Annotated in this window: 18 protein-coding genes and 1 pseudogene; 14 read left to right on the top strand and 5 right to left on the bottom strand. The window is 69.1% G+C overall.

Annotated elements, in window-relative coordinates; all coding sequences use genetic code 11:
• Window positions 1–10: 10 nt before the first annotated feature.
• Genes WIX39_RS27460 through WIX39_RS27450 form a run of 3 tightly spaced genes read right to left on the bottom strand, consistent with a single transcriptional unit; the run spans window position 11 to window position 2,628 of the window.
• A complete protein-coding gene (locus WIX39_RS27460; RefSeq protein WP_409196422.1) occupies window positions 11–1,165 on the bottom strand; it encodes a thiolase family protein in 1,155 nt (384 codons plus the stop codon).
• Entirely contained in the window at window positions 1,162–1,590 is a 429-nt protein-coding gene (locus tag WIX39_RS27455) for a Zn-ribbon domain-containing OB-fold protein (RefSeq protein ID WP_409196421.1), read from the bottom strand. The genes WIX39_RS27460 and WIX39_RS27455 overlap by 4 nt, the downstream gene beginning before the upstream one ends.
• 51 nt (window positions 1,591–1,641) lie before the next feature.
• On the bottom strand, window positions 1,642–2,628 hold the full coding sequence (locus tag WIX39_RS27450) for a Bug family tripartite tricarboxylate transporter substrate binding protein (protein ID WP_409196420.1): 987 nt from the start codon (window positions 2,626–2,628) through the stop codon (window positions 1,642–1,644).
• A gap of 190 nt (window positions 2,629–2,818) precedes the next feature.
• Between WIX39_RS27450 and WIX39_RS27445 the strand changes: the two genes are divergently transcribed.
• Genes WIX39_RS27445 through WIX39_RS27420 form a run of 6 tightly spaced genes read left to right on the top strand, consistent with a single transcriptional unit; the run spans window position 2,819 to window position 10,023 of the window.
• Window positions 2,819–3,643 (top strand): IclR family transcriptional regulator, encoded by an 825-nt coding sequence (locus WIX39_RS27445; protein WP_409196419.1) that lies wholly within the window; start codon window positions 2,819–2,821, stop codon window positions 3,641–3,643.
• A 38-nt stretch (window positions 3,644–3,681) separates the two neighbouring features.
• A complete protein-coding gene (locus WIX39_RS27440; RefSeq protein ID WP_275892592.1) occupies window positions 3,682–4,827 on the top strand; it encodes an acyl-CoA dehydrogenase family protein in 1,146 nt (381 codons plus the stop codon).
• A 21-nt stretch (window positions 4,828–4,848) separates the two neighbouring features.
• Window positions 4,849–6,975: an acetate--CoA ligase family protein gene (locus WIX39_RS27435; protein ID WP_409196418.1), complete on the top strand. Its 2,127-nt coding sequence runs from the start codon at window positions 4,849–4,851 to the stop codon at window positions 6,973–6,975.
• Window positions 6,972–8,075, top strand: coding sequence for a CaiB/BaiF CoA transferase family protein (locus WIX39_RS27430; RefSeq protein ID WP_409196417.1), 1,104 nt, complete (start codon window positions 6,972–6,974; stop codon window positions 8,073–8,075). Before WIX39_RS27435 ends, WIX39_RS27430 begins: the two co-directional genes overlap by 4 nt.
• Window positions 8,072–9,076: an NAD(P)H-dependent flavin oxidoreductase gene (locus WIX39_RS27425; RefSeq protein WP_409196416.1), complete on the top strand. Its 1,005-nt coding sequence runs from the start codon at window positions 8,072–8,074 to the stop codon at window positions 9,074–9,076. The genes WIX39_RS27430 and WIX39_RS27425 overlap by 4 nt, the downstream gene beginning before the upstream one ends.
• Window positions 9,073–10,023, top strand: coding sequence for an NAD(P)H-dependent flavin oxidoreductase (locus tag WIX39_RS27420; protein WP_081270991.1), 951 nt, complete (start codon window positions 9,073–9,075; stop codon window positions 10,021–10,023). The genes WIX39_RS27425 and WIX39_RS27420 overlap by 4 nt, the downstream gene beginning before the upstream one ends.
• A gap of 20 nt (window positions 10,024–10,043) precedes the next feature.
• On the opposite strand, the gene WIX39_RS27415 is transcribed toward WIX39_RS27420, so the two are convergent.
• A complete protein-coding gene (locus tag WIX39_RS27415; RefSeq protein WP_409196415.1) occupies window positions 10,044–11,069 on the bottom strand; it encodes a substrate-binding domain-containing protein in 1,026 nt (341 codons plus the stop codon).
• Between the two features lie 132 nt (window positions 11,070–11,201).
• On the opposite strand from WIX39_RS27415, the gene WIX39_RS27410 reads away from it, so the two are divergent.
• The 8 genes and pseudogenes from WIX39_RS27410 (at window position 11,202) to WIX39_RS27375 (ending at window position 17,705) form a co-directional block, all read left to right on the top strand.
• Window positions 11,202–12,059 carry an SDR family NAD(P)-dependent oxidoreductase gene (locus WIX39_RS27410; RefSeq protein ID WP_409196414.1) on the top strand — a complete coding sequence of 286 codons (858 nt, stop codon included), beginning with the start codon at window positions 11,202–11,204 and terminating at the stop codon, window positions 12,057–12,059.
• 8 nt (window positions 12,060–12,067) lie between these two features.
• On the top strand, window positions 12,068–13,060 hold the full coding sequence (locus tag WIX39_RS27405) for a Bug family tripartite tricarboxylate transporter substrate binding protein (protein ID WP_409196413.1): 993 nt from the start codon (window positions 12,068–12,070) through the stop codon (window positions 13,058–13,060).
• 7 nt (window positions 13,061–13,067) lie between these two features.
• Window positions 13,068–13,640, top strand: a complete 573-nt coding sequence (locus WIX39_RS27400) for a carboxymuconolactone decarboxylase family protein (protein ID WP_409196412.1) — start codon at window positions 13,068–13,070, stop codon at window positions 13,638–13,640.
• An 18-nt stretch (window positions 13,641–13,658) separates the two neighbouring features.
• Window positions 13,659–14,633, top strand: coding sequence for a Bug family tripartite tricarboxylate transporter substrate binding protein (locus WIX39_RS27395; protein WP_409196411.1), 975 nt, complete (start codon window positions 13,659–13,661; stop codon window positions 14,631–14,633).
• On the top strand, window positions 14,630–15,460 hold the full coding sequence (locus tag WIX39_RS27390; protein ID WP_409196410.1) for an SDR family NAD(P)-dependent oxidoreductase: 831 nt from the start codon (window positions 14,630–14,632) through the stop codon (window positions 15,458–15,460). The genes WIX39_RS27395 and WIX39_RS27390 overlap by 4 nt, the downstream gene beginning before the upstream one ends.
• A 65-nt stretch (window positions 15,461–15,525) precedes the next feature.
• Complete coding sequence (locus WIX39_RS27385) at window positions 15,526–16,032, top strand: nuclear transport factor 2 family protein (protein ID WP_409196409.1); 507 nt, start codon at window positions 15,526–15,528, stop codon at window positions 16,030–16,032.
• Window positions 16,029–16,820: an SDR family NAD(P)-dependent oxidoreductase gene (locus tag WIX39_RS27380; protein ID WP_409196408.1), complete on the top strand. Its 792-nt coding sequence runs from the start codon at window positions 16,029–16,031 to the stop codon at window positions 16,818–16,820. The genes WIX39_RS27385 and WIX39_RS27380 overlap by 4 nt, the downstream gene beginning before the upstream one ends.
• Before the next feature lie 166 nt (window positions 16,821–16,986).
• Window positions 16,987–17,705: pseudogene (locus WIX39_RS27375) on the top strand (cupin domain-containing protein).
• A gap of 216 nt (window positions 17,706–17,921) precedes the next feature.
• Here WIX39_RS27375 and WIX39_RS27370 read toward each other — a convergent pair.
• Window positions 17,922–20,054, bottom strand: coding sequence for a putative bifunctional diguanylate cyclase/phosphodiesterase (locus tag WIX39_RS27370; protein WP_409196407.1), 2,133 nt, complete (start codon window positions 20,052–20,054; stop codon window positions 17,922–17,924).
• Between the last annotated feature and the right edge of the window lie 8 nt (window positions 20,055–20,062).

Here is a 20,062-nt window from a genome sequence, read left to right as displayed (position 1 = left end):
TCCATTTCGTTCAGGCGGTGCCGCGCGAGAGCACGTGCGCGATCGCGACGGATCCCAGGCCGATCATGTGGGCCATGCCCCAGCTGGCGCCCTCGTGCTGCCGTCCGCTGGCTTCACCGCGAAGCTGCCGGGTGATTTCCGCGATCTGGCCGATGCCGGTGGGCCCCAGCGGATGCCCCATGCCGATCAGGCCGCCCGACGCATTGATCGCGCAGCGCCCGCCGATCTGCGAGTCGCCGCGCTGCAGGAAGGCCGCGCCCTCGCCCGGCTCACAGACACCCACGGCCTCGCTGTAGAGCAACTCTTCCACCGAGAACGCGTCATGCAGTTCCAGCAGATCCAGGCGTGACGCGGGAATGGCCGCCTGCGCGAGCGCGGCGCCTGCGCTGGCGCGCACCAGGTCGACGGCGGCGGCGCCGTAGCTGGTTTCCGGCGTCTCGCTGCACGCTGCCGAGGCGCGCACGCGCACACAGCGAGCGGCATCCAGGCCCAGGCGGCGCAGCGCGCGGCCCGACACCAGGATCGCGGCGGCCGCGCCTTCGCCGCGCGGGCAGCATTGCTGGACCGTCAGATCCCCCGCCACGCGCGGCGAGCCGAGCACCTGCTCGAGGGTGCGCGGCTTGCGGAACTGCGCATACGGATTGCGCGAGGCATTGCCGTGGTTCTTGACGGCAACCTTGGCCATCGCCTGCGCGTCGGCGCCACGCTCCCTCAGGTAGGTGCGCGCCATCATGGCGAACTTCACGGCGGGCACCGTGGCGGTGTCGCTCAGCCGTGCCAACCCTTCCTTGTCGGCGGCGCGCCGGCCGTCGCCGTGCTTGTCCACGCCGACGGCCAGCACCACGTCGCTCACGCCGCGCGCCACCTCCATGCATGCCTGGCGGAACGCGAACGACCCCGATGCGGACGCGTTCTCGACCTGCGTGACCGCCAGCCCCGTGGCGCCGAGGTGCCGGAACATCACGCGCCCCGCGGCCATGCCGATGGACGTGGTTCCGACATAGGCGCTCTGGACCTGCGGCCACGCCAGGCCCGCGTCTGCCAGCGCGCCCCGCACTGCGGCGAGCCCCAGGTGCGTGTAGGGCGTGTCGCTCGGGAACTGGTACGCATGCATGCCGATGCCGGCCACGTACACGCCGTCGTTGTCGTCGATCCAGTTGCTCATCGCGCCGCTCCTTCGGCCGGCACGAAGCGGCATGCAAAAGTCTCTCCGCCGGGCAACGCAACGGCGACGGCGCGAAGCGCCATGCCGACCCGCAGGCACGACTCGTCCGATCCGGCCATCACGCCCTCTTCGATGATTCCGTCCTCGATGAGGATGTCCGCCGCAATGCGCGGCACCTCCATGCCGGGCAGCAGCGGCACGTGCAGCGTCACGAACTCCAGCAGCTTGCCGCCGCCTGGTCGCGCGACCTTCCCGGCGTTGCTCAGCGGGTCGCCGCAATGGCTGCAGCCGGGCACGTTGGCGGGGAAGGCGAGCTTCCCGCAGGCCGGGCATTGCGCGAAGAGGAACTCCAGCGACGCACCGTCGGGCGCAAGCTGGTAGAGCGTTGGATGCTGTGGCTGAAGGCCACGCAATTCATTGGTCATGGAAGTGATTTCCTGGTTTTGCAAAAAAGGCGGGGGGCGGGCAGCGCGTGGCTACTCCAGCTTGGCGCCGGAGCTCTGCACCACGTCGCGCCAGCGCGTCATTTCCGACTTGACGAAAGCGTCCAGCTTCTCGCCTCGCATGCCGCGCATCGGCACGCTGCCGAACTTCTCGGTGGCGGCCAGCAGCTCTGGATTCACGATGGCTTCGGCCATGGCGTCGGCAAGTCGCTTGACGATGGGCGCCGGCGTCTTCGACGAGACGAACATCGCGCCCCACGCGCTCGACGCAGCGCCGGGATAGCCCAGTTCGCCCACGGTCGGCAGGTCAGGCGCGCTGGACAGCCGCGACTTGCCGGTGACCGCCAGCGCCTTCAGCTTGCCTGACTGCACGAAGGGCAGCACCACGGCTGCGTAGTCGAAGGCGAGGTCGAGGTTGCCGGCGATCAGGTCGGTCAACGCCGGGCTGCTGCCCTTGTAGGGCACGTGCGTCATCCGGATGCCCGCGGTCGTCTGGAAGAGCTCCGCCGTCAGGTGCGTGGCCGTGCCCGCGCCCGCCGAGCCGAAGTTGAGCTTGCCGGGGTTCTTCTTGGCGTACTCCACCAGCTCGGGCACCGTCTTGAACGGCTTGTTCGGATTGATGACCAGGATCAGCGGCGACTCCGACATGCCGTGCACGGCGGTGAAGTCCTTGACCGGGTCGTAGCGCACGTTCTTGTAGAGCGCCAGGTTGGCGGCGTGCGTGCCCTGGGTGCCGTAGATCAGGGTGTAGCCGTCCGCCGGCTGCCGCACCGCGGAATCCACCCCGATCGAGCCGCCCGCGCCGGGCCGGTTTTCCACGACCACGGGCTGCCCGAGCTTCTCGCCGAGCTTCTGCGCCAGCAGGCGCGAGGTGTTGTCGGTGATGCCTCCGGGCGGGAACGGCACGACGAAGGTCAGCGGCCTGGACGGCCAGCCGTCGGCCTCGCTGGCGGCGTGCCCGGGGGCGGAAAGAAGAAGTGCGCAGCCGAGAGCGGCAATGGCTTTGAGGAAGGTTTTCAAGGTTGTCTCCTGGTTTTGGAATTCGATTCGTTTGTGTTTTTTCTACGAATGGACGTAGACTACTTCAACCCTTCGTTGTTTGACAACCGTGTTTTCTGCCTTTTTTGATCGCCGCTCAGAATGCAAACTCCGTGAAAGTCGTGAATGTCGTCGCTATGATCGACAACTTCTACGACCTATCGGAGGATTCATGCCCACCATCGTTCCTGCGGCCACCCGCACGATGACCCTGCTCGAAGTCTTTGCGCGAGAAAAGCGCGAGCTGTCCAACTCGGACCTGGCCCGGCTCATGGACCTGCCCGAGAGCAGTTGCTCCGACCTGCTGCACACGCTGCACGAGTTGGGCTACCTGCTGCGCACCGCGCGCAGCCGGCGCTTCTATCCAACCGCGCGCCTGTTGACGGTGGCCAAGGAAATCTCGGCAAGCGACCCGCTCTACGCCGTGGGTGCCGAGGCGTGCGAACTGCTGCGCGACCGCACCGGCGAGACCGGGCTGTGCGGCAGGCTGGAGAGCGGCGTCGTGAAAGTCATCGCGCTGAGCGAGGGCCGCCATGCGCTGCGCTACATGCAGCACGTGGGCGACAAGCTGGCGCTGCACGTCTCCGCGCTGGGGAAGGCGATCCTCGCGATCGGCACGCCCGAAGAAGCGGCGCGCCAGTTGCGGCTGAAGCCGCTGCGCTCGCTGGCCTCCGGAACGATCACCGACCTGTCCGAGCTGGAGGCGCAGGTGGCGCGCGCGCGCGAACAGGGCTGGATCTGGGTCGAGAACGAAGGCAGCGAAGGCCTGACCGCCGTGGCGGTGGCCGGCCAGATCGGCGGCGAGACCCTGGCCCTGTCGGTGGCCGGCCTGACCCACCGCATGCGCGACCAGCGCGAGCGCTGCATCGAGGCGCTGCAGGAGGTCAAGGCCGTCGTCTTCCGCGAGCAGCAGCCGGTGCCATCGCCTGCCTCCTCCTCTTCTTCTTCCACATCTTCCCGCCGCGGCACCAAGGCCCCGCCTCCCGACGAGCCTTGAGCGCCGCTCAACTTCACCTTCAAAAACCAGGAGACCCCGTGTACACCCAGACTGCAGAACAAACCATGCTGCGCGACAGCATCCGCCGCTTCATGAAGAGCGAAGTCGCACCCGTCGTTGCCCGCCACGACCAGGAGCGCACCTTCCCCTTCGAGCTGCTCAAGCCCCTGGCGGAGTTCGGCTACCTGGGCGGCCGGCTGGCGGAAGAGGAAGGCGGCATGGGCCTGGACCAGCTCACCTGGGCCATGCTGATGGAGGAGGCAGGCTACGCATGGCTGTCCCTGCGCACGATGCTCAACATCACCAACGCGGCGATCAACAAGCTCGCGGCCGAAGCCACGCCCGCGCAGAAGGAGCGCTTCCTGCAGCCCCTGCTGGCCAACGAGCGCCGCTGCTTCAGCGCCATCAGCGAGCCCGGCACGGGCTCCAACATCGCGCAGGTGCAGACCCGCGCGGACCTGCAGGGCGACCACTACGTGCTCAACGGCCGCAAGCTGTGGATCACGAACGGCGCCTTCGGCGATTTCGGCATCGTCGTGGCGCGCACCTTCAGCCCGGACTGCCAGGGCCAGCTCTCCACGTTCCTCGTGGAGCGCGACGTGTCGCCCTACGAAATGCGCCGCGTGGACACCATGGTCCTGCGCAGCACGGGCACGGCGGAACTGGGCTTCGACAACGTCAAGGTGCCCAGGGAGAACCTGCTGGGCGAGGAAGGCGGCGCACTCAAGAAGATGCTGATCGGGCTGGACAGCGCGCGCGTGAACATCGCCATGGGTGCCGTGGGCGCCGCGCAGTCGGCGCTCGATCTTTCCATCGACTACGCGCGCACGCGCACGCAGTTCGGCAAGCCCATCGGCAGCTTCCAGCTGGTGCAGAAACTGATCGTCGACATGACGATCCGCGTCGAAGCCGCGCGGGCGCTGGGCCTGCGCGCGGCCGCCGCGCTGGACTCCGGCAGCGGCGCACGCACCGCCGCGTCGATCGCCAAGCTCTACGCCACCGAGGCCGCTCACGAAGTGGCCAGCATGGCCTTGCAGGTGCACGGTGGCCTGGGCTACGCCACGGACTACCCGATCGAGCGGATTTTCCGCGACACCCGCGGCGGCACCATCCCGGAAGGCACGACCGAAGTGCAGACCCTGATCGTCGGGCGCGAGATCCTGGGCATCTCCGCCATTGCCTGAACGTCGCCGGAGTTGCACAGCATGACCCATCCGACCTTCAGCACCGACCTGTCGCGCCTCATCCATCCACGCTCCATCGCCCTGGTCGGGGCGTCCGATCGGCCACAGAGCATCGGCGGGCGTACCCTCAGCAACCTGCTGGACCATTCGCAGATCGACGGCGAGCTCTACCTGGTCAATCCGACCAAGGCCGAATTGCGCGGCCGGCGCTGCTGGCCCAGCGTCGCGTCGCTGCCGCAGACGCCCGACGTCGCCGTCATCGCGGTGCCCGCATCGGGCGTGCTTGCCGTGATGGAGGAATGCGCGGCCAGGCGCGTGCCGTTCGCCATCATCCTCACCTCCGGCTTCGGCGAAGCCGGCGCCGAGGGAGAGCGGGCGCAGGCCCGCCTCAAGGAAATCGCCGATCAGGCCGGCATGCGCATCTACGGCCCCAACTGCCCCGGCCTCACCAACGTCAACCAGCGCCTGGGCATGACCTTCTCGCCCTCTTTTCCGCATGACCTGGTCAAGGGCCCGATCGGCCTGGCCACGCAAGGCGGCGGGCTGGGCCGCAACGTGATGCAGGCCATGGAGCGCGGCATCGGCATCGGGCTGTGGGCGTCCACCGGCAACGAGGTGGACCTGCAGGTGGCGGACTTCATCCAATACATGGCAACCGCGCCGGACATCAAGGTGATCGTGACCTTGCTGGAAGGCATCAAGGACGGCCCGCGTTTCCTGGCCGCGCTCCAGTGCGCCGCCGACAACGGCAAGCCGGTCATCGCGCTGAAGGTCGGCAAGTCCGCGTATGGCCAGCGCGCCGCGCAGTCGCACACCGCTTCGCTGACGGGCTCGGCCGAAGTCAACAGCGCGGTGTTCCGCCAGTACGGCGTAATCGAGGTGGACGACATCGACGAACTGGTGGACACCGCCTGGCTTTTCGCGCGCGCCATGCCGAGCGAGCGCGAGGCGATCGGCGTCTATTGCTCGTCCGGCGGCACCACCGCCCTGACCGCCGACGCGGTGGGACTGGCAGGACTGACCCTGGCGGAGTTCGCACCGCACACCACCGAGCTGCTTCGCAGCAAGCTGCCCGACTATGCGGCGGTCAACAACCCCGTCGACACGACAGCGGCCGTGCTCAGCGACGCCGACCTGATCGAAAGCACGCTGGGCGCAGTCGCCGCGGATCCCAACCTGGGCTGCGTGATTGCGCCCATTGCGCTGGACTACGGCGAAACCACCATCCGCATGGCGCAGACCATCATCGCCGCGCAGGCACGTGTGCAAAGTCCCATCGTCCCGATCTGGATGAGCGACCGGCTGGGCGAGGGCTACCGCATGCTGGTGGCGGCAGGCTTCGCGCCGCCGCGTTCGGTCGGCAAGGCGATCAGCGCCATCAAGCGTTGGACGCAATGGGGCCAGCGGCACCGCAGCATGGCAGGTCCATCCGATCGCCGTCGCCCCGTTTCCATGCCCCTGGCATCAGCACTCGCCGTTCGCAACCTGTCGGAACTGCAAGCCAAGACGCTGCTCGGGCAGGCCGGCATCCCGCTGCTGCCGGTTGCCGTGGCCCGCACCCGGGCCGAGGCGCGCCTGCTGGCCGATGGCATGGGCTACCCCGTGGTCGCGAAGATCGCCAGCCCCGACATCCTGCACAAGTCGGACATCGGCGGCGTCAAGGTCGGCATTTCGAATGGCCTGCAGGTGGAGCTGGCATGGGACGACATCATGGCCTCGGCCAGGCATCACAAGCCCGATGCCGCCATCGACGGGCTGCTGATCGAGAAAATGGCGCCAAGCGGCGGCGTCGAGCTGATGGCGGGCGTGACGCGCGACCCGGTGTTCGGGCATGTGATGACCTTCGGCCTGGGCGGGGTCTATGTGGAAATCCTGCGCGATGTCACCCGCCGCCTGCTGCCGCTGAGCGCCGCCGACGCCGCGTCCATGGTGCGCGAGATGCGCTGCTTCCCCGTGCTCGCCGGCGCGCGCGGGCGGCCGGTGGCCGACGTTGCCGCACTGGAGCGCTTGCTGATGGGCGTGTCCGAGTTCGTGATGGCCAACGCCGAACGCATCGAAGAGATGGACCTCAACCCGATCTGGGTCGGCGCCGAGGGCGAGGGCGCGCTGCCGCTGGATGCGGTGGTCGTCGAAAGGAGCGTGGCATGAGTGCCCCCGGCCCGCTCGCGGGCATCACCGTCCTCGACTTCAGCGAACTGCTGCCCGGACCGTTCTTCACGCAGAACCTGGCGCAGATGGGTGCGCGCGTCATCAAGATCGAGCGGCCGCCCGGCGGCGACAACGCGCGGCGCATGGGACCAGGCGGCTTCGAAGCCGTCAACCGCGGCAAGCTCAGCCTGCTGGTGGACCTGAAGGACGAGGCCCAGCGCGCCCGCGTGCGCGAGCTGGTGGCTCAGGCCGATGTGCTGGTGGAGTCCTACCGCCCCGGCGTGATGGCGCGCCTGGGCCTGGACTACGCCAGCTTGCGCGAGAGCTTCCCGCGCCTGGTCTACGTGTCGCTCAGCGGCTATGGGCAGGAAGGCCCCTGGGCTCATCTGCCCGGCCACGACATCAACTACCTGGCCGCGGCGGGGGCGCTGGCGGTCTCGGGCGAGCCCGGCGGGCCGCCGACGCAGAACTTCGGCCTGCCGGTGGCGGACCTGTGCGGCTCGATGTATGCGCTCTCGTCCACGCTGGCGGCGCTGCTGCAGCGCGACCGCACGGGCCGGGGCCAGCACCTGGACGTGGCGCTGGCCGACTGCGTGCTGCACTGGATGAACCCGCGCCTGGGCGCCTACCGCGCGGACGGCGCGACCAGCCTCGAAAGCCAGCGCGCCGCCACGCAGGTCAAGCCCGCGTACGGCAGCTTCCGTTGCCGTGACGGACAGTTCCTGAGTGTCGCGGCGCTGGAAGACCACTTCTGGGCACGCCTTTGCAGCGTGCTGGACATGGGCGACTTCGCGAACGAGGGCTGCCGGACGCTGGGTGCGCGCAAGAAGCAGGCGCAGGCCATCAACGAGCGCATCGCGCAGCAGCTCGCGCAGCGCGATTCGGCGGAGGCCTTCGAGACACTGGCGCGCAGCGACCTGCCCGTGGCACCGGTGGTGGCCCCCGGCGCGCTGGCCGCCTTGCCGCAGTTCGCGGGGCGCGGCCTGTTCAACGGCACGCAAGCGCTGTCGCTGGTGCGATTTCCGGTGCCGCTGGCAGGCGTCGATCCGGCGGCGCTGGCTGATGCGCCGGCCCTGGACAACGCACGGCAGCAGCTGTGAGCCAGCCGCCGCTGTCCACCCGCCTGACGCGGCTCTTCGGGCTCGCCTACCCGATCCTCGGCGGCGGGTTGATGTGGCTCTCGGACGCCCGCTACGTCGGCGCGCTGACCAACGCGGGGTGCATGGGCTTCATCACGCCACGCTCCTTCGACGGCGAGGATGCGCTGCGCGACCAGCTGCGGCGCTGCAGCGACCTGACGGGGGGGCGCCCCTACGGCGTCAACCTCACGCTGTCGGCGCGCCCGCAAGCGAACACGGGCGTGCACCGCGCGCTGGAGATCGCGCTGGCCCACGGCGTGCGCCACTTCGAGACTGCCGGCCATGCGCCGGATGCGCTGATCCGGGCCATCCACGCGGGCGGCGGCGTGGTGATTCACAAGGCATCGAGCGTGCGGCATGCCCTCGCCGCGCAGGCCGCCGGGGCCGACGCGGTGGCGCTGGTGGGCATGGAGGAAGGCGGGCATCCCGGTGCCAACGAGCTGCCCACCATGCTGATGGGCGCGCTGGCCACGGCACGCCAGCAGTTCCATGTCCCGCTGGTCCTGGGCGGCGGCATCGGCCATGGCGCCCAGCTGGCCGCTGCCCTGGCGCTGGGGGCCGACGGGGTGTTGATGGGCAGCCGCTTCCTCGTGAGCGAGGAGGTGTCCGCCCACGCCGCCTACAAGCAGCACCTGCTGGGCTGCGACGAACACAGCACCATGCGCCTGCTGCACACGCTGGGCAACACCTGGCGTGTGCTGCGCAACGACACGGCCCTCCAGGTCGACGCGATCGAGCGCGCCGGCGCGGCCGACCACGCCGCATTCGGCCGCCTGCTCGACAGCCGCGTGGCGCGCGAACGCTGCTACGGCGGCGGCGACTGGCACAGCGGCATGCTCTCCCTCGGGCCGGCCATCGGCTTTGCCACGCGCATACAGCCGCTGTCGGCGATCGTCGAAGAACTCATCCAGCAAACACGCGCCGCCCTGGGGCACCTGAGCGCATCGACTGCACTGCCATGACCCACGCCCTTTCCTTCCTCGACCGATTGGCCCTGCCCCTCATCGCGGCGCCCATGCTGCGGGTCTCCGGCATCGAACTGGTGTCCGCCGCTTGCGCCGCCGGCGTGATCGGCGCCTTTCCGACAGCCAACTGCCAGACGCTCGACGAGTTCGACGCCTGGCTCGCTCGCCTGGACGACGAGGCCGCCGGCGCGCCGGCACGCACGGCGCCCTATTGCCCCAACCTCATCATGCGGCGCGACCCTGCCAGGGTGATGGCCGAGGTCGAACTGATCGCCAGGCACCGCGCGCAAATGGTCATCACCAGCGTCGGCTCGCCCGCTGCCGTGGTGCCGCGCCTGCACGAGGCCGGCTGCCGCGTCTTCGCCGACGTGGCCTCGCTGCACCATGCCGTGCGCGCCATCGAGTCGGGCGTGGACGGACTGGTGCTGCTCACCGCGGGTGCCGGCGGACACACCGGCTGGGCCAACCCCTTCGCCTTCGTGCGCGCGGTCCGCGACGTGTTCGACGGCCCGATCGTGCTGGCCGGCGGCCTGTCGGACGGCGTGGCCCTGCGGGCCGCGAAGACGCTCGGCTGCGACCTCGGCATCATGGGCACCCGCTTCATTGCCACGCGGGAGAGCCTGGCGAGCGGGGAGTACCGTCAGATGCTGGTCGACAGTTCGATCGACGACGTGCTGCTCACGCGCGGCTTCACCGGCTTGCCCGCCAGCTTTCTCGCGCCGTCGGCGCGCAGGCTGGGCATCGATGTCTCCGCGCTCGACGAGAGCATCTCGGTGGAAGAAGCGAGGAGACGCTACGGCGGTGGCGCCAATGCGGCGCCGAGCCAGCGCTGGACCGACATCTGGAGCGCGGGCCATTCGGTGTCCGGCGTGCGCGCCGTGCCGACGGTCGCCGAACTGGTGGATGCGCTGGGCCGGGAATACCGCGGCAGCGCGCCGGCGTGACGGGCTCCTGAGGCCCGGCCTCAGCGCGAGGCTCGCGCGGGGGGCGCCACCGAATCGCGCTCCACGTAACGCAGCGCGATGCGGGCCTTGCGCTGGGGCAGCCCGTTCTCGGCGATACGGGTGAGCAGCAGGTCGACCAGGCAACGCGCGGTTTCGGCCTGGTCGATGTCGAGCACGCTCACCGCGGGTTCGTGCTCGGCCGCGAAGGGCGTGTCGCCGATGGCGACCACCGAGATGTCGCGCGGCACCTGCAGGCCCCGGGCGGAGATGGCCCGCAGTGCGCTGTTGAGCATGTGCGTGCCCTGCACGATGAGCGCGCTCGGTCGGTCGGGGCGACCGAGCAGTTCGGTGACCTCCGCGTTGACCGAGGCCGTGACGCTGCGCGCCTGCACCAGCAGGTCGGGCACGGGCAGGCCCGCAGCCTGGAACGCGGTGCGAAAGCCCTGCACGCGGCGCCGCACGGGCCGTGTGTCACCCTGCCAGAGAACGAGTGCGATGTCCCGGTGCCCCAGGCCCAGCAAGCGCTCGACCACGCGCCGCACACCGCCCGCGTGATCGATGAGCACGGCGTCGTGTGCGCCGCTGACTTCCCGGTCGAACACGACGGCCGGCATGGGCAACAGCCGCAACGCCTCCACCAGTTGCGCGTTGCGCTCGTTGCCGGGCGCGAGGATCACGCCGTCCATGCCGCGCTGCGTGAACGTTCCCAGTGCCTTCACTTCGCGCTCGGCGTCGTTGGCGCCGTTGGCCAGCAGCAGCAGGTAGTCGTGCCGAAGGAATTCGTCCTCCAGGGCGCGAAACACCTGTGCGTACAGCGGGTTCGAGATGTCGGGCAACAGGCAGCCGACGGTTCGGCTGAGCCGCGAACGCAGCACCCGCGCCGCATGGTTGGGACGGTAGCCCAGCGCCGCCGCGGCCTGGCTGACCTTTTCCTGCGTGGCCGCCGACGCACCCGCGCCGTTCATCGCCCGAGAAGCACTGCCCAGCGACACCCCCGCCAGCCGAGCCACGTCGCGCAGATCGATCTTCTGTTTTCCTGCATTCATTCGGAGGGACTTTCCCTTTGGGGCAAGAGCATGGGGTGCATCTTAGGTGACAGCCTGCAAGGGTTTCCACCATTTCGGAAACGTTTCCAAAAACCAACCATGGGCGCACCCAACGCGCAAAAGGAAACATGCATGACCTCGCCAGCCATCCAGCCCGGGCTCCAGCTCTTCGCAGAAGCACTCGGTGACCTCCGCCCCTCGGCCGGACGCCTCGAGCAACGCCGGATCCTCGTGGTGGGCGCGGGCCAACGCGACATCGACGACCCCGATCCGCCCGTGGGCAACGGACGCGCGATCTCCCTGCTGTTCGCCCACGAGGGCGCAACGCTGACCTGTGTGGACATCAATCCCGAGTCGCTGCAGCGCACCTGCGATCTGGTGCGCGCATCGGGCGCGACCGCCCATGCCGAGGTGGCCGACGTCGCGCAGCCGGATGCCGCCGCTTCGACCGTGGAGCGCGCGGTGCACAAGATGGGCGGACTGGACGGCCTGGTGATGGTGGTGGGCGTGGCGAGCGGACTCTCCCTGGACAACCAGAGCGCCGAAGCCTGGGACCGCGAGCACGCGACCAACGTGCGCTCCTGCATGCTGTTCGGGCAGCAGGCATTGCGGCACATGGCGCCCGGAGGCTCCATCGTGCTGCTGTCGTCGATCGCCGCGCTGCGCAATTCCAGCTTCAACCCGGCCTACGAAACGACCAAGGCCGCCCAGGTGTCGCTGGCGCGCTCGATCGCGATGGCGGGGCAGGCCAAGGGCGTGCGCTGCAACAGCATCCTGCCCGGCCTGATGGACACGCCCATCGGTCGTGCGGCGACGCGCCGCAGGTCCGACCGCCTCGCGATGCCGTTGCCTTTCGGGCGCCAGGGCACAGGCTGGGAAGTGGCCTATGCGGCGTTGTTCGTGATGTCGCACGAGGCCTCCTACGTGAACGGCCATGCACTCGTCGTGGACGGCGGCCTGACCGGCGGCATCGCCGCGCCGCGCGCCTGATGGCAGCCATGCAGACGCTCCAACGACGTCGCGTCCTCCAGGCGGCCGCCTGCGCCGTCGCGGCGCCGCACCTTGGCTTCGCCGTCGCGGGCCAGGCCGATGCCTATCCCAGCCGGCCCGTGCGCCTGGTCGTGGGCTTCCCGGCGGGCGGCTCGGCCGACCAGTCCTCGCGTCGACTGGCCGAGCAGCTGGCACGCCAGCTGGGCCAGCCGGTGCTCGTCGACAACAAGCCCGGCGCCTCCGGGAACATCGCGGCCGCGGTCGCGGCGCGCAGTGCGCCCGACGGCTACACGCTCTTCTACGGCACCAACGCGACCCACGCGATGAACGTCAGCCTGTATCCGAAGCTGGACTACGACCCGGTGAAGGATTTCGCGCCCATTGCGCTCGAAGGCAAGGTCTACAACGTGCTCTGCGTCAACCCGGCCTTCGAAGCGCGTGACCTGAAGAGCTTTCTCGCGCTGGCCCGCTCGGCCCCCGACCGGGTCGCCGTGGCCACGCCCGGAAACGCCACCAGCGGCCATCTGTCGCTGGTGCTGCTCAATCGCGCGGCCAAGGTGCAGCTCGCGCACATTCCGTACAAGGGCAGCGCTCCGGCCATCTCCGATGTGATGGGCGGGCAGTTGCCGGCGATCTTCGACAACGTGGCGGGCAACCTTGCCTACATCCGCAGCGAGAAGATTCGCCCGCTGGCCGTGACGTCGCGCAGCCGGCTGCCGCTGCTTGCGCAGGTGCCGACATTCGAGGAACTGGGCCTGCCCGATTGCGAACTCGCGGCCTGGGGCGGCCTGTGGGCGCCCAGCGGCACGCCGGCGCCGATCATCGAAAGGCTCAACCACGAAGTGAACCGGGCGCTGCAGACCGCGGCGGTGGCCGATCGCATGCGCGAACTGACGATCGAGCCCCAGGGCGGCACGCCCCAGGCCCTGGCCGAGTTCGCACGCAATGAAACCGCCAGGTGGCGCGAGGTGATTCGCACCGCCGGCATCCGACTGGATTGAAAAACCCATGGCTCGCATTCCCTACTTCGACCTGGCCGAGGCACCGCCGGAGCTCCACGCGCTGCTGGACGGGCGCCCTCCGCTCAACATCTACCGCATGGTCGCCCACGGCGGCGCCACCGCGCAGGGCTTCCTCGGCCTGGGCTCCAGCATCCTGCGGCATTCCTCGCTGCCCGCGAGGCTGCGCGAGCTGGTGATCCTGCGGGTCGGCGCGCTGTGCGGCTCCACCTACGAAGTGACCCAGCATCGGCGCGTGGCCGCGCAGGCGGGCGTGCCCGCCGCGCAGGTCGAAGCGGTGCTCGGCCATCCGCAAGGCAGCGCCGACAGGGAGCCATTCGACAGTCTCGAGCACCGCGTGCTCGACTTCACCGACGCCGTGGTGCGCCAGGTCAAGGCGCCGCCCGAGATGTTCGATGCGCTGGCCGCCCTGCTGCCGCCGCAGCAGCTGATGGAGGTCGTGATGACGATCGGCTACTACATGCTGGTGTGCCGGGTGCTGGAGAACTTCGAGGTCGAGCTGGAAGACGGCAACGTGCTCGACAGCCACGGCCGGTGGTCCGAAATACTGGGCAAGAACTGATCCGCCGGAGACACACGGATGACCATCAATCGCCGCCAATTTTCCGCCGCCGCCGGCCTGCTTTCCCTGTCGCCGATGCTGCGCGCGCAGGAGGCCTATCCGGCCAGGCCCATCACCCTCGTGGTGCCCTTCTCGGCGGGCAGCGTCGTCGACCAGCAGACACGGGTGATCGCGCGCGTGTTGAGCACCCGGCTCGGCCAGCCTTTCGTGATCGACAACAAGGTCGGCGTGAGCGGCTCGATCGGAGCCGAGTTCGTGTCCCGCGCCGCGCCCGACGGCTACACGCTGCTGGTGGGTACGCAGGGCACCCAGGGCACCAACAGCGCGCTCTACAAGACCATCCGCTACGACCCCGTGAAGGACTTCGTGGCCATTCATGGCCTGTCCGGCAATGCCAACGTGCTGGTGGTGAGCCCGCATCTGGGCATCGGCACGGTGGCCGAACTGGTGGCGTACGCCAGGAAGAACCCGGGCAAGCTCAACTTCGGATCCGGCGGCAACGGCACGTCCGGGCATCTGTGTCTCGAACTCCTGCAGAACTGCACCGGCACGCGGTTCACCCACGTTCCGTACAAGGCGAGTTCGGCCGCGCTGGTGGATCTCATCTCGGGCAACGTCGACGCGATGTTCGACTTCGTCCAGACCTCCGCGCCCCATATTCGCAACGGCAAGATCCGGGCGCTGGCCGTGACGCGCGGCCAGCGCATGCCGATGCTGCCTGACGTCCCGACCATGGCCGAAGCGGGTTACCCCGGCATCGAAGCCCTCAGCTGGGGTGGTCTCTTCGCACCGGCGAAGACGCCGGAGGCCATCGTCAAGCGCCTGTCCGCCGAGGTGACCGAGACGCTCCGGTCGCCCGAAATCAAGGGCTCGCTGGATGCGGTGGGCAGCTTCATCATCGACATGCCCCACGCGGAGTTCCAGGCGTACGTGGCACGCGAGGCCGCCAAGTGGACCGAAGTGCTGCGCACCGCCGGGGTGTCGCTCGAATGACCGGCCATCGCGTTGCCGCGATCACGGGCGCGGGCAGTGGCATCGGACGGGAACTGGCGCTGGCCTGTGCGCGCGAAGGCATGGCCCTCGCGCTGGCCGACATCGATATCGAGGGCCTCGCGGCCACCGAAGCGCTCGCGCGCACGCTGGGCGTGCCGACGTTCGCGCAGAAGTGCGACGTCGCTCGCGCCGGCGACGTCGAGGCTTTCGCCGCTTCCTGCGAGAAGGTCTTTGGTGGGGTCGACTGGCTGTTCAACAACGCGGGGGTCGCGGTGCTCGGGCCCGCCTGGACGGCCACCGACGCCGACTGGGAGTGGGTGCTGGGCGTCAACCTGCGCGGCGTCGCCAACGGCGTGCGCAGCTTCGTTCCTCGCATGCGGGCCCGCGGTGTTGCGGCCCATGTGATCAACACCGCATCGGCCGCCGGCCTGGCCACGCTCGCGGGCTCCGCCGTGTATTGCGCCAGCAAGCACGCCGTCGTCGCCTTTTCCGAATGCCTGGCGCGCGACCTCGAGCAGGCGGGCGATCCGATCGGCGTTTCCGTGCTGTGTCCTTCGCTGGTACCCACGCAGATTCATCAGGCGCAGCGCAGCCGGCCGGCTCATCTTTCAGACACCGTCGAGCCTGCCGCTGCATACAACGACCGGGTGCGCCTCGGAATGGCCGCTTCGCCCATCGACGCGGCCGACGTTGCCGCGGCCACGCTTGCAGCGGTTCACGCGGGACGCTTCTATGTGATCCCGCACGTTCAGACCGGCGGTTCGATCCGCCGGCGCATGGACGCGATGCTCGGTGACTTCGATGCGCAACACCCCGGTGTTCCATGACGCGCGCGCGCTCTGCCCGTCCACACGCCGCCTTCCCTGCCGGCACCTTTCCCGGAGCAACTTGAATGAATCCTGAGATCCAACTTTTCGCGCAACTCGAGGACCGGCTGGCGAGCCTGCAAGCGCGGGTCGACGAAATGGAAAGCCGCGACGCGATACGCACGCTGCGCGCCCGCTATCACGTCTTTGTCAACGAAGACGAAGGCCAGCGTCTCCACGAGCTGTTTTCGGAGGACGCAAGCGTGATCTACAACGGTCGCCCGGAGGTTTTCGGGCGCGAGGCGATCCGTGCGTTCTTTGCGAACTTCCCGGTGCAGTACGCGCGGCAGTTCATCCACCAGCACGAGGTCGAGGTGCGTGGAGACACCGCGATCGGCCACTGCTACCTGGACGGACGCCCCGTGCACGGGGACCGCAGCATGTACGTGGTCGGTCGTTTCGATGACGAGTACGTTCGCGTCGATGGCCGGTGGATGTTCAAGAAGGTCGTGCTCACCGTCCACTACATGGTGGAAGCGGCCGAGCACTGGGAGTCGAGCCTGCCCATGAAGAAGACGAGGCAGCCCGCATGAGCGTTCACCAACTTTTCGATCTCGGCGGACAGACCGCGCTGGTCACGGGCGCCGCCAGCGGGCTTGGATCGGCGATTGCCGAGGCTCTTCTCGCTGCGGGCGCGCGCACGCTGATGACCGACGTGGACGAAGACGCGCTGAACGCGCGCGTCGCGCTGCTGCGCAAGCACCATCCCCTGGCCGAAGGGGCGGTGCTGGATGTTGCCAACCCCGATGCGGTGGATGCGGTGGTGGATGACGCGGTGCGCCGCTACGGCCAGCTCGATTGCGTCTTCGCCAATGCCGGCATCAGCGCGGGCCGCGGCTTCGCAGTGGAGGCGGGCCAGCTCGAACACGTCGAGCGCCCTGCCTGGGACCGCGTCATGCGCATCAACCTGGACGGTGTCCTGGCAACGCTTCGCGCCTCGGTACGGCACATGAAGCCGCGGCGCCAGGGACGCATCATCGTCACCTCATCCATTGCCGGCATCCGCGCGGAGCCTCTTTCGGGCTACGCCTACGTCGCGTCCAAAGCGGCGGTGAACAACCTGGTTCGCCAGGCCGCGGTCGAGCTGGCACCCTTCAACGTGCTGGTCAACGCGATCGCGCCGGGCCCGTTCGCAACCGAGATCAACGGCGGACGCCTGAAGCTGCCCGAGTCCGCCGAACGCATGCGAACCTACATTCCGCTCGGGCGCGTCGCGCAACCGCACGAAATCCAGGGCCTGGCGCTGCTCCTTGCATCGCCCGCTTCGAGCTACATCACGGGTGCGGTCATTCCCATCGACGGCGGTGCTTCCGCCCGCTGAGGTCACGCAGGCCTGACCTTCCGGCCGACGGCAGGATCTGCCGTAGCGGCCCGCACAACGGCAGCCTGCCCTGCGCAGGGCCCTCATTGAAGCACCGGCACCAGCGGCTCGCAGCCTAAGCTCAGGGCTCACGGCTTTCACTGACGACATCGCGCAGGAACAATCAATGACCCAGGCCCTGGTACTGCATCGCGCCGACGGCGCGCCCGTTTCAACCGCCTTCCGCAGGGCCGCCTTCGGCAAGGACGATCCTTTTGCACGGCATCGCGAGATCGCGTGGGAAGGCCCGGGCGCGATGAGCGCGGGCCGCACCAGCTTCATCGGCGAGCTCGACATTGCAAGCTATCCCCACATCGAAACCATCGTCGTGGTCGAGGGGGAGCTGACGCTGACAGCGGACGGCGCGGCCCCGGTGGTGGTCGGCCCCAGGCGGGCGCCGTCATCGGATGCGGTACCTCGCTGCGCGTGCAGGCCGGGTCCCGCGCGCGATTCGTGTTCTGCGCCGCTGCTTGCGAGAAGCCGACCCGGCGCGGCCTTTTTCCCCTGAGCGCCGACGCCGACTTCAAGCCCTCCGCCACGCTGCCCGCGGACGTGCTGCTGGGCCCCTCGCCGGCGTGCCGCAGCGACAACGTCTTCATCGACGACGGTGCGCAATACAGCGCCGGCACGTGGGACTCGACGCCCTACCACCGGATCGTTCGCCCGCACCGCGTGAACGAGTTCATGCATCTCCTGGCAGGCAGCGTGCGCTTCGCCTCCCCCGACGGCAGCGTGCTGTCGGCGGACACGGGCGATGCGCTGTTCGTGCCCCAGGGGGCACCCATCGGATGGGAAAGCAGCGACCGCGTGGCGAAGTTCTACGTGGTCCAGAGCGTCCAGGGCTGAGGCGCCGCGCGCGCTGCGTCATGCTGCTTCCGCTGGACCGCATCGGCGCGGACGCGATCGGTGCCTCGCTGCGCCTGGTCGCGCAGGGCCGGTTGCAGACGCATGCGCTTTGGAAGCCCGGGCCCGCCGGTGCTCGAGCCACGGCGCGGATGGTGCCGCTGGAGCCGCGCAATGCCAGAACGGCCAATCGGCCGCAGGAGGCGTGCGTGTCGCCAACTAGCGCCACAAGAGAAGCGCTGGATCGATCTTGCGATCTTCGCGAAGCATCGTTTCGATTGCCGCTGCAGGAAGCGCCGCGCTGAACCAGTAACCCTGCATCTGATCGCACTGATGCGCCGCCAGCAGGGCCGCCTGGCCTTCGCTTTCGACGCCCTCGGCAAGCACCTTCATCTGCAGCTGGTGTGCCATCGTGATGATGGCGCGGGTGATCGACGCATCTTCTGCCAGCGCGGTGACGTCGGGTACCAGCGAACGGTCGATCTTGACGACGTCCACCGGCAGCCGGCGCAGGTAGCTCAGGCTCGAGTAGCCGGTGCCGAAGTCGTCGAGCGAGACTTCGACGCCCAGCGCGCGCAGCGCTTGCAGGTGCTGCACCGCCTGGTCGAAGTTGCCGATCAGCATGCTCTCGGTGACCTCAACGCCGAACAGCCGGGGATCGAGGCCTGCCGAGGCGAGCAGGCCTTCGATGCGGCGTGCCAGGTCCGGATGCAGCAACTGGCGCGCCGACAGGTTGACGGCCATGCGCAGCGGCGGCAGCCCGGCCTCCTGCCAGGCCGCGGCCTGCTCGATGGCGCGGCGCAGCACCCAGTCGCCGATGGCGACGATCAGGCCGGTCTCCTCGGCGATGGGGATGAAGCGATCCGGCGCGACGCGGCCCAGCGTCGGGTGCTGCCAGCGCAGCAATGCCTCCACGCCCACGATGCCGCCATGCGCAAGGTCGACTTGCGGCTGGTAGTGCAGATCGAGCTGCTCGTCGCGCAGCGCCTTGCGCAGCGCTGTCTCCAGCGCCAGCCGGTCGGGGTCGTCGTCGTGCGGTGCACCGGCGTAGATGCTGGCCTGGTTGCGTCCCAGCATCTTGGCCTGGTGCAGTGCGGCGCTGGCGCGGCGCAACAAGGTGTCCGCGTGGTCACCGTCGGCAGGTGCCGTGGCGATGCCGATGCTGCAGGTCATATGAACTTCCTGCCCCGCGATCGGCATCGGACGGGCAATGCTGTCGAGCAGCGCCTGCGCCGTGTGCAGCACCGGCACGGATGGCGCCGGCATCACGATCACGAACTCGTCCCCGCCGCGGCGCGCCACCAGATCGCCGCTGCGCACGGTGGCGCTGAGGCGCTGCGCCACTTCGCGCAGCACTGCGTCGCCGATGTCTGCGCCGAGACCGTCGTTGATACGCTTGAAACGGTCGAGCTCCAGCACCAGCACCACGGTCTGGAGGCTGGTCTGCGCCGTCGCGTTCAAGCGCTCCAGGAGCAGCTGGCGATTCGGCAGCCCGGTCAGTTCGTCGAACTGCAGCAGTTGCAGGATGCGCCGCTCGGTGGCACGGCGTTCGCGCAGGTCGTCGATGCAGACATGGGCGAAGGACGCCTGGCCGCTGGTCACCAGGCTGACGGAGACGTCGACCGGAATCTCATGCCCCGCCTGGTGGCGCACGGTGGTCTCGAAACGCAGCGAACCCCGGTCGCACAAGTCGCGCCAGCGCCGCGGCCACTGCGCCACATCGATCTGGGTTTCGATGTCGGGCACACGCAGCCGCAGCAGTTGCTCGCGGTCCAGGCCCAGCAGCCGGCAGGCCGCTGCGTTGGCATCGCGATAGGCACCATCGGGCCCGACCTGCAACAGCGCGTCGTTGGCCTGTTCGACGGCTTGTCGCGTGAGCTGCAACTGGTGCTGCGCCTGCTCACGTTCGCTCACGTCGCGCGCAGACGGGATCAACCACACCACGCGGCCAGCCTGGTCGTAAAGCGGCAGCAGCGAGAAGTCCATCGACAAGGTGGCGCCGCCGCTCGTGGCCACTCGCACGTCGAAGCGCGAGGCCTCGCCGCGCACCGCGCCGGCCAGCGCTTGCTGAAGCCGCTGTCGCGAGACCTCGCAGGCTTGCCACCAGGGGGTGGCGTCGAAACGCTGGCCGAGCACCTGCTCCGGCGCGCTGCCGATGGCCTGCAATGCCGCCTGGTTGGCATAGCGCAGCACGCCGTCGGGGTCGAGCAGCCCGGCGAAGATGGAGGGGCCCAGACGGTCCAGCACCTCCTGCAGGGTCATCTGCGGGCCCGCCGATGTGGGACTGGCCGCCATGCGCGTGAGCGCTGCACCGCGGCGCGGATCACCCCGCAGGGCGTGTTTCTTGGGCATGGCACCAG

Source organism: Variovorax sp. AB1(2024) (assembly GCF_037482385.2).
In the GTDB taxonomy this organism is placed as follows: Bacteria; Pseudomonadota; Gammaproteobacteria; order Burkholderiales; family Burkholderiaceae_C; genus Variovorax.
Note: the sequence above shows the minus strand (reverse complement) of the source record. Positions and strands in the feature narration are given on the sequence as shown.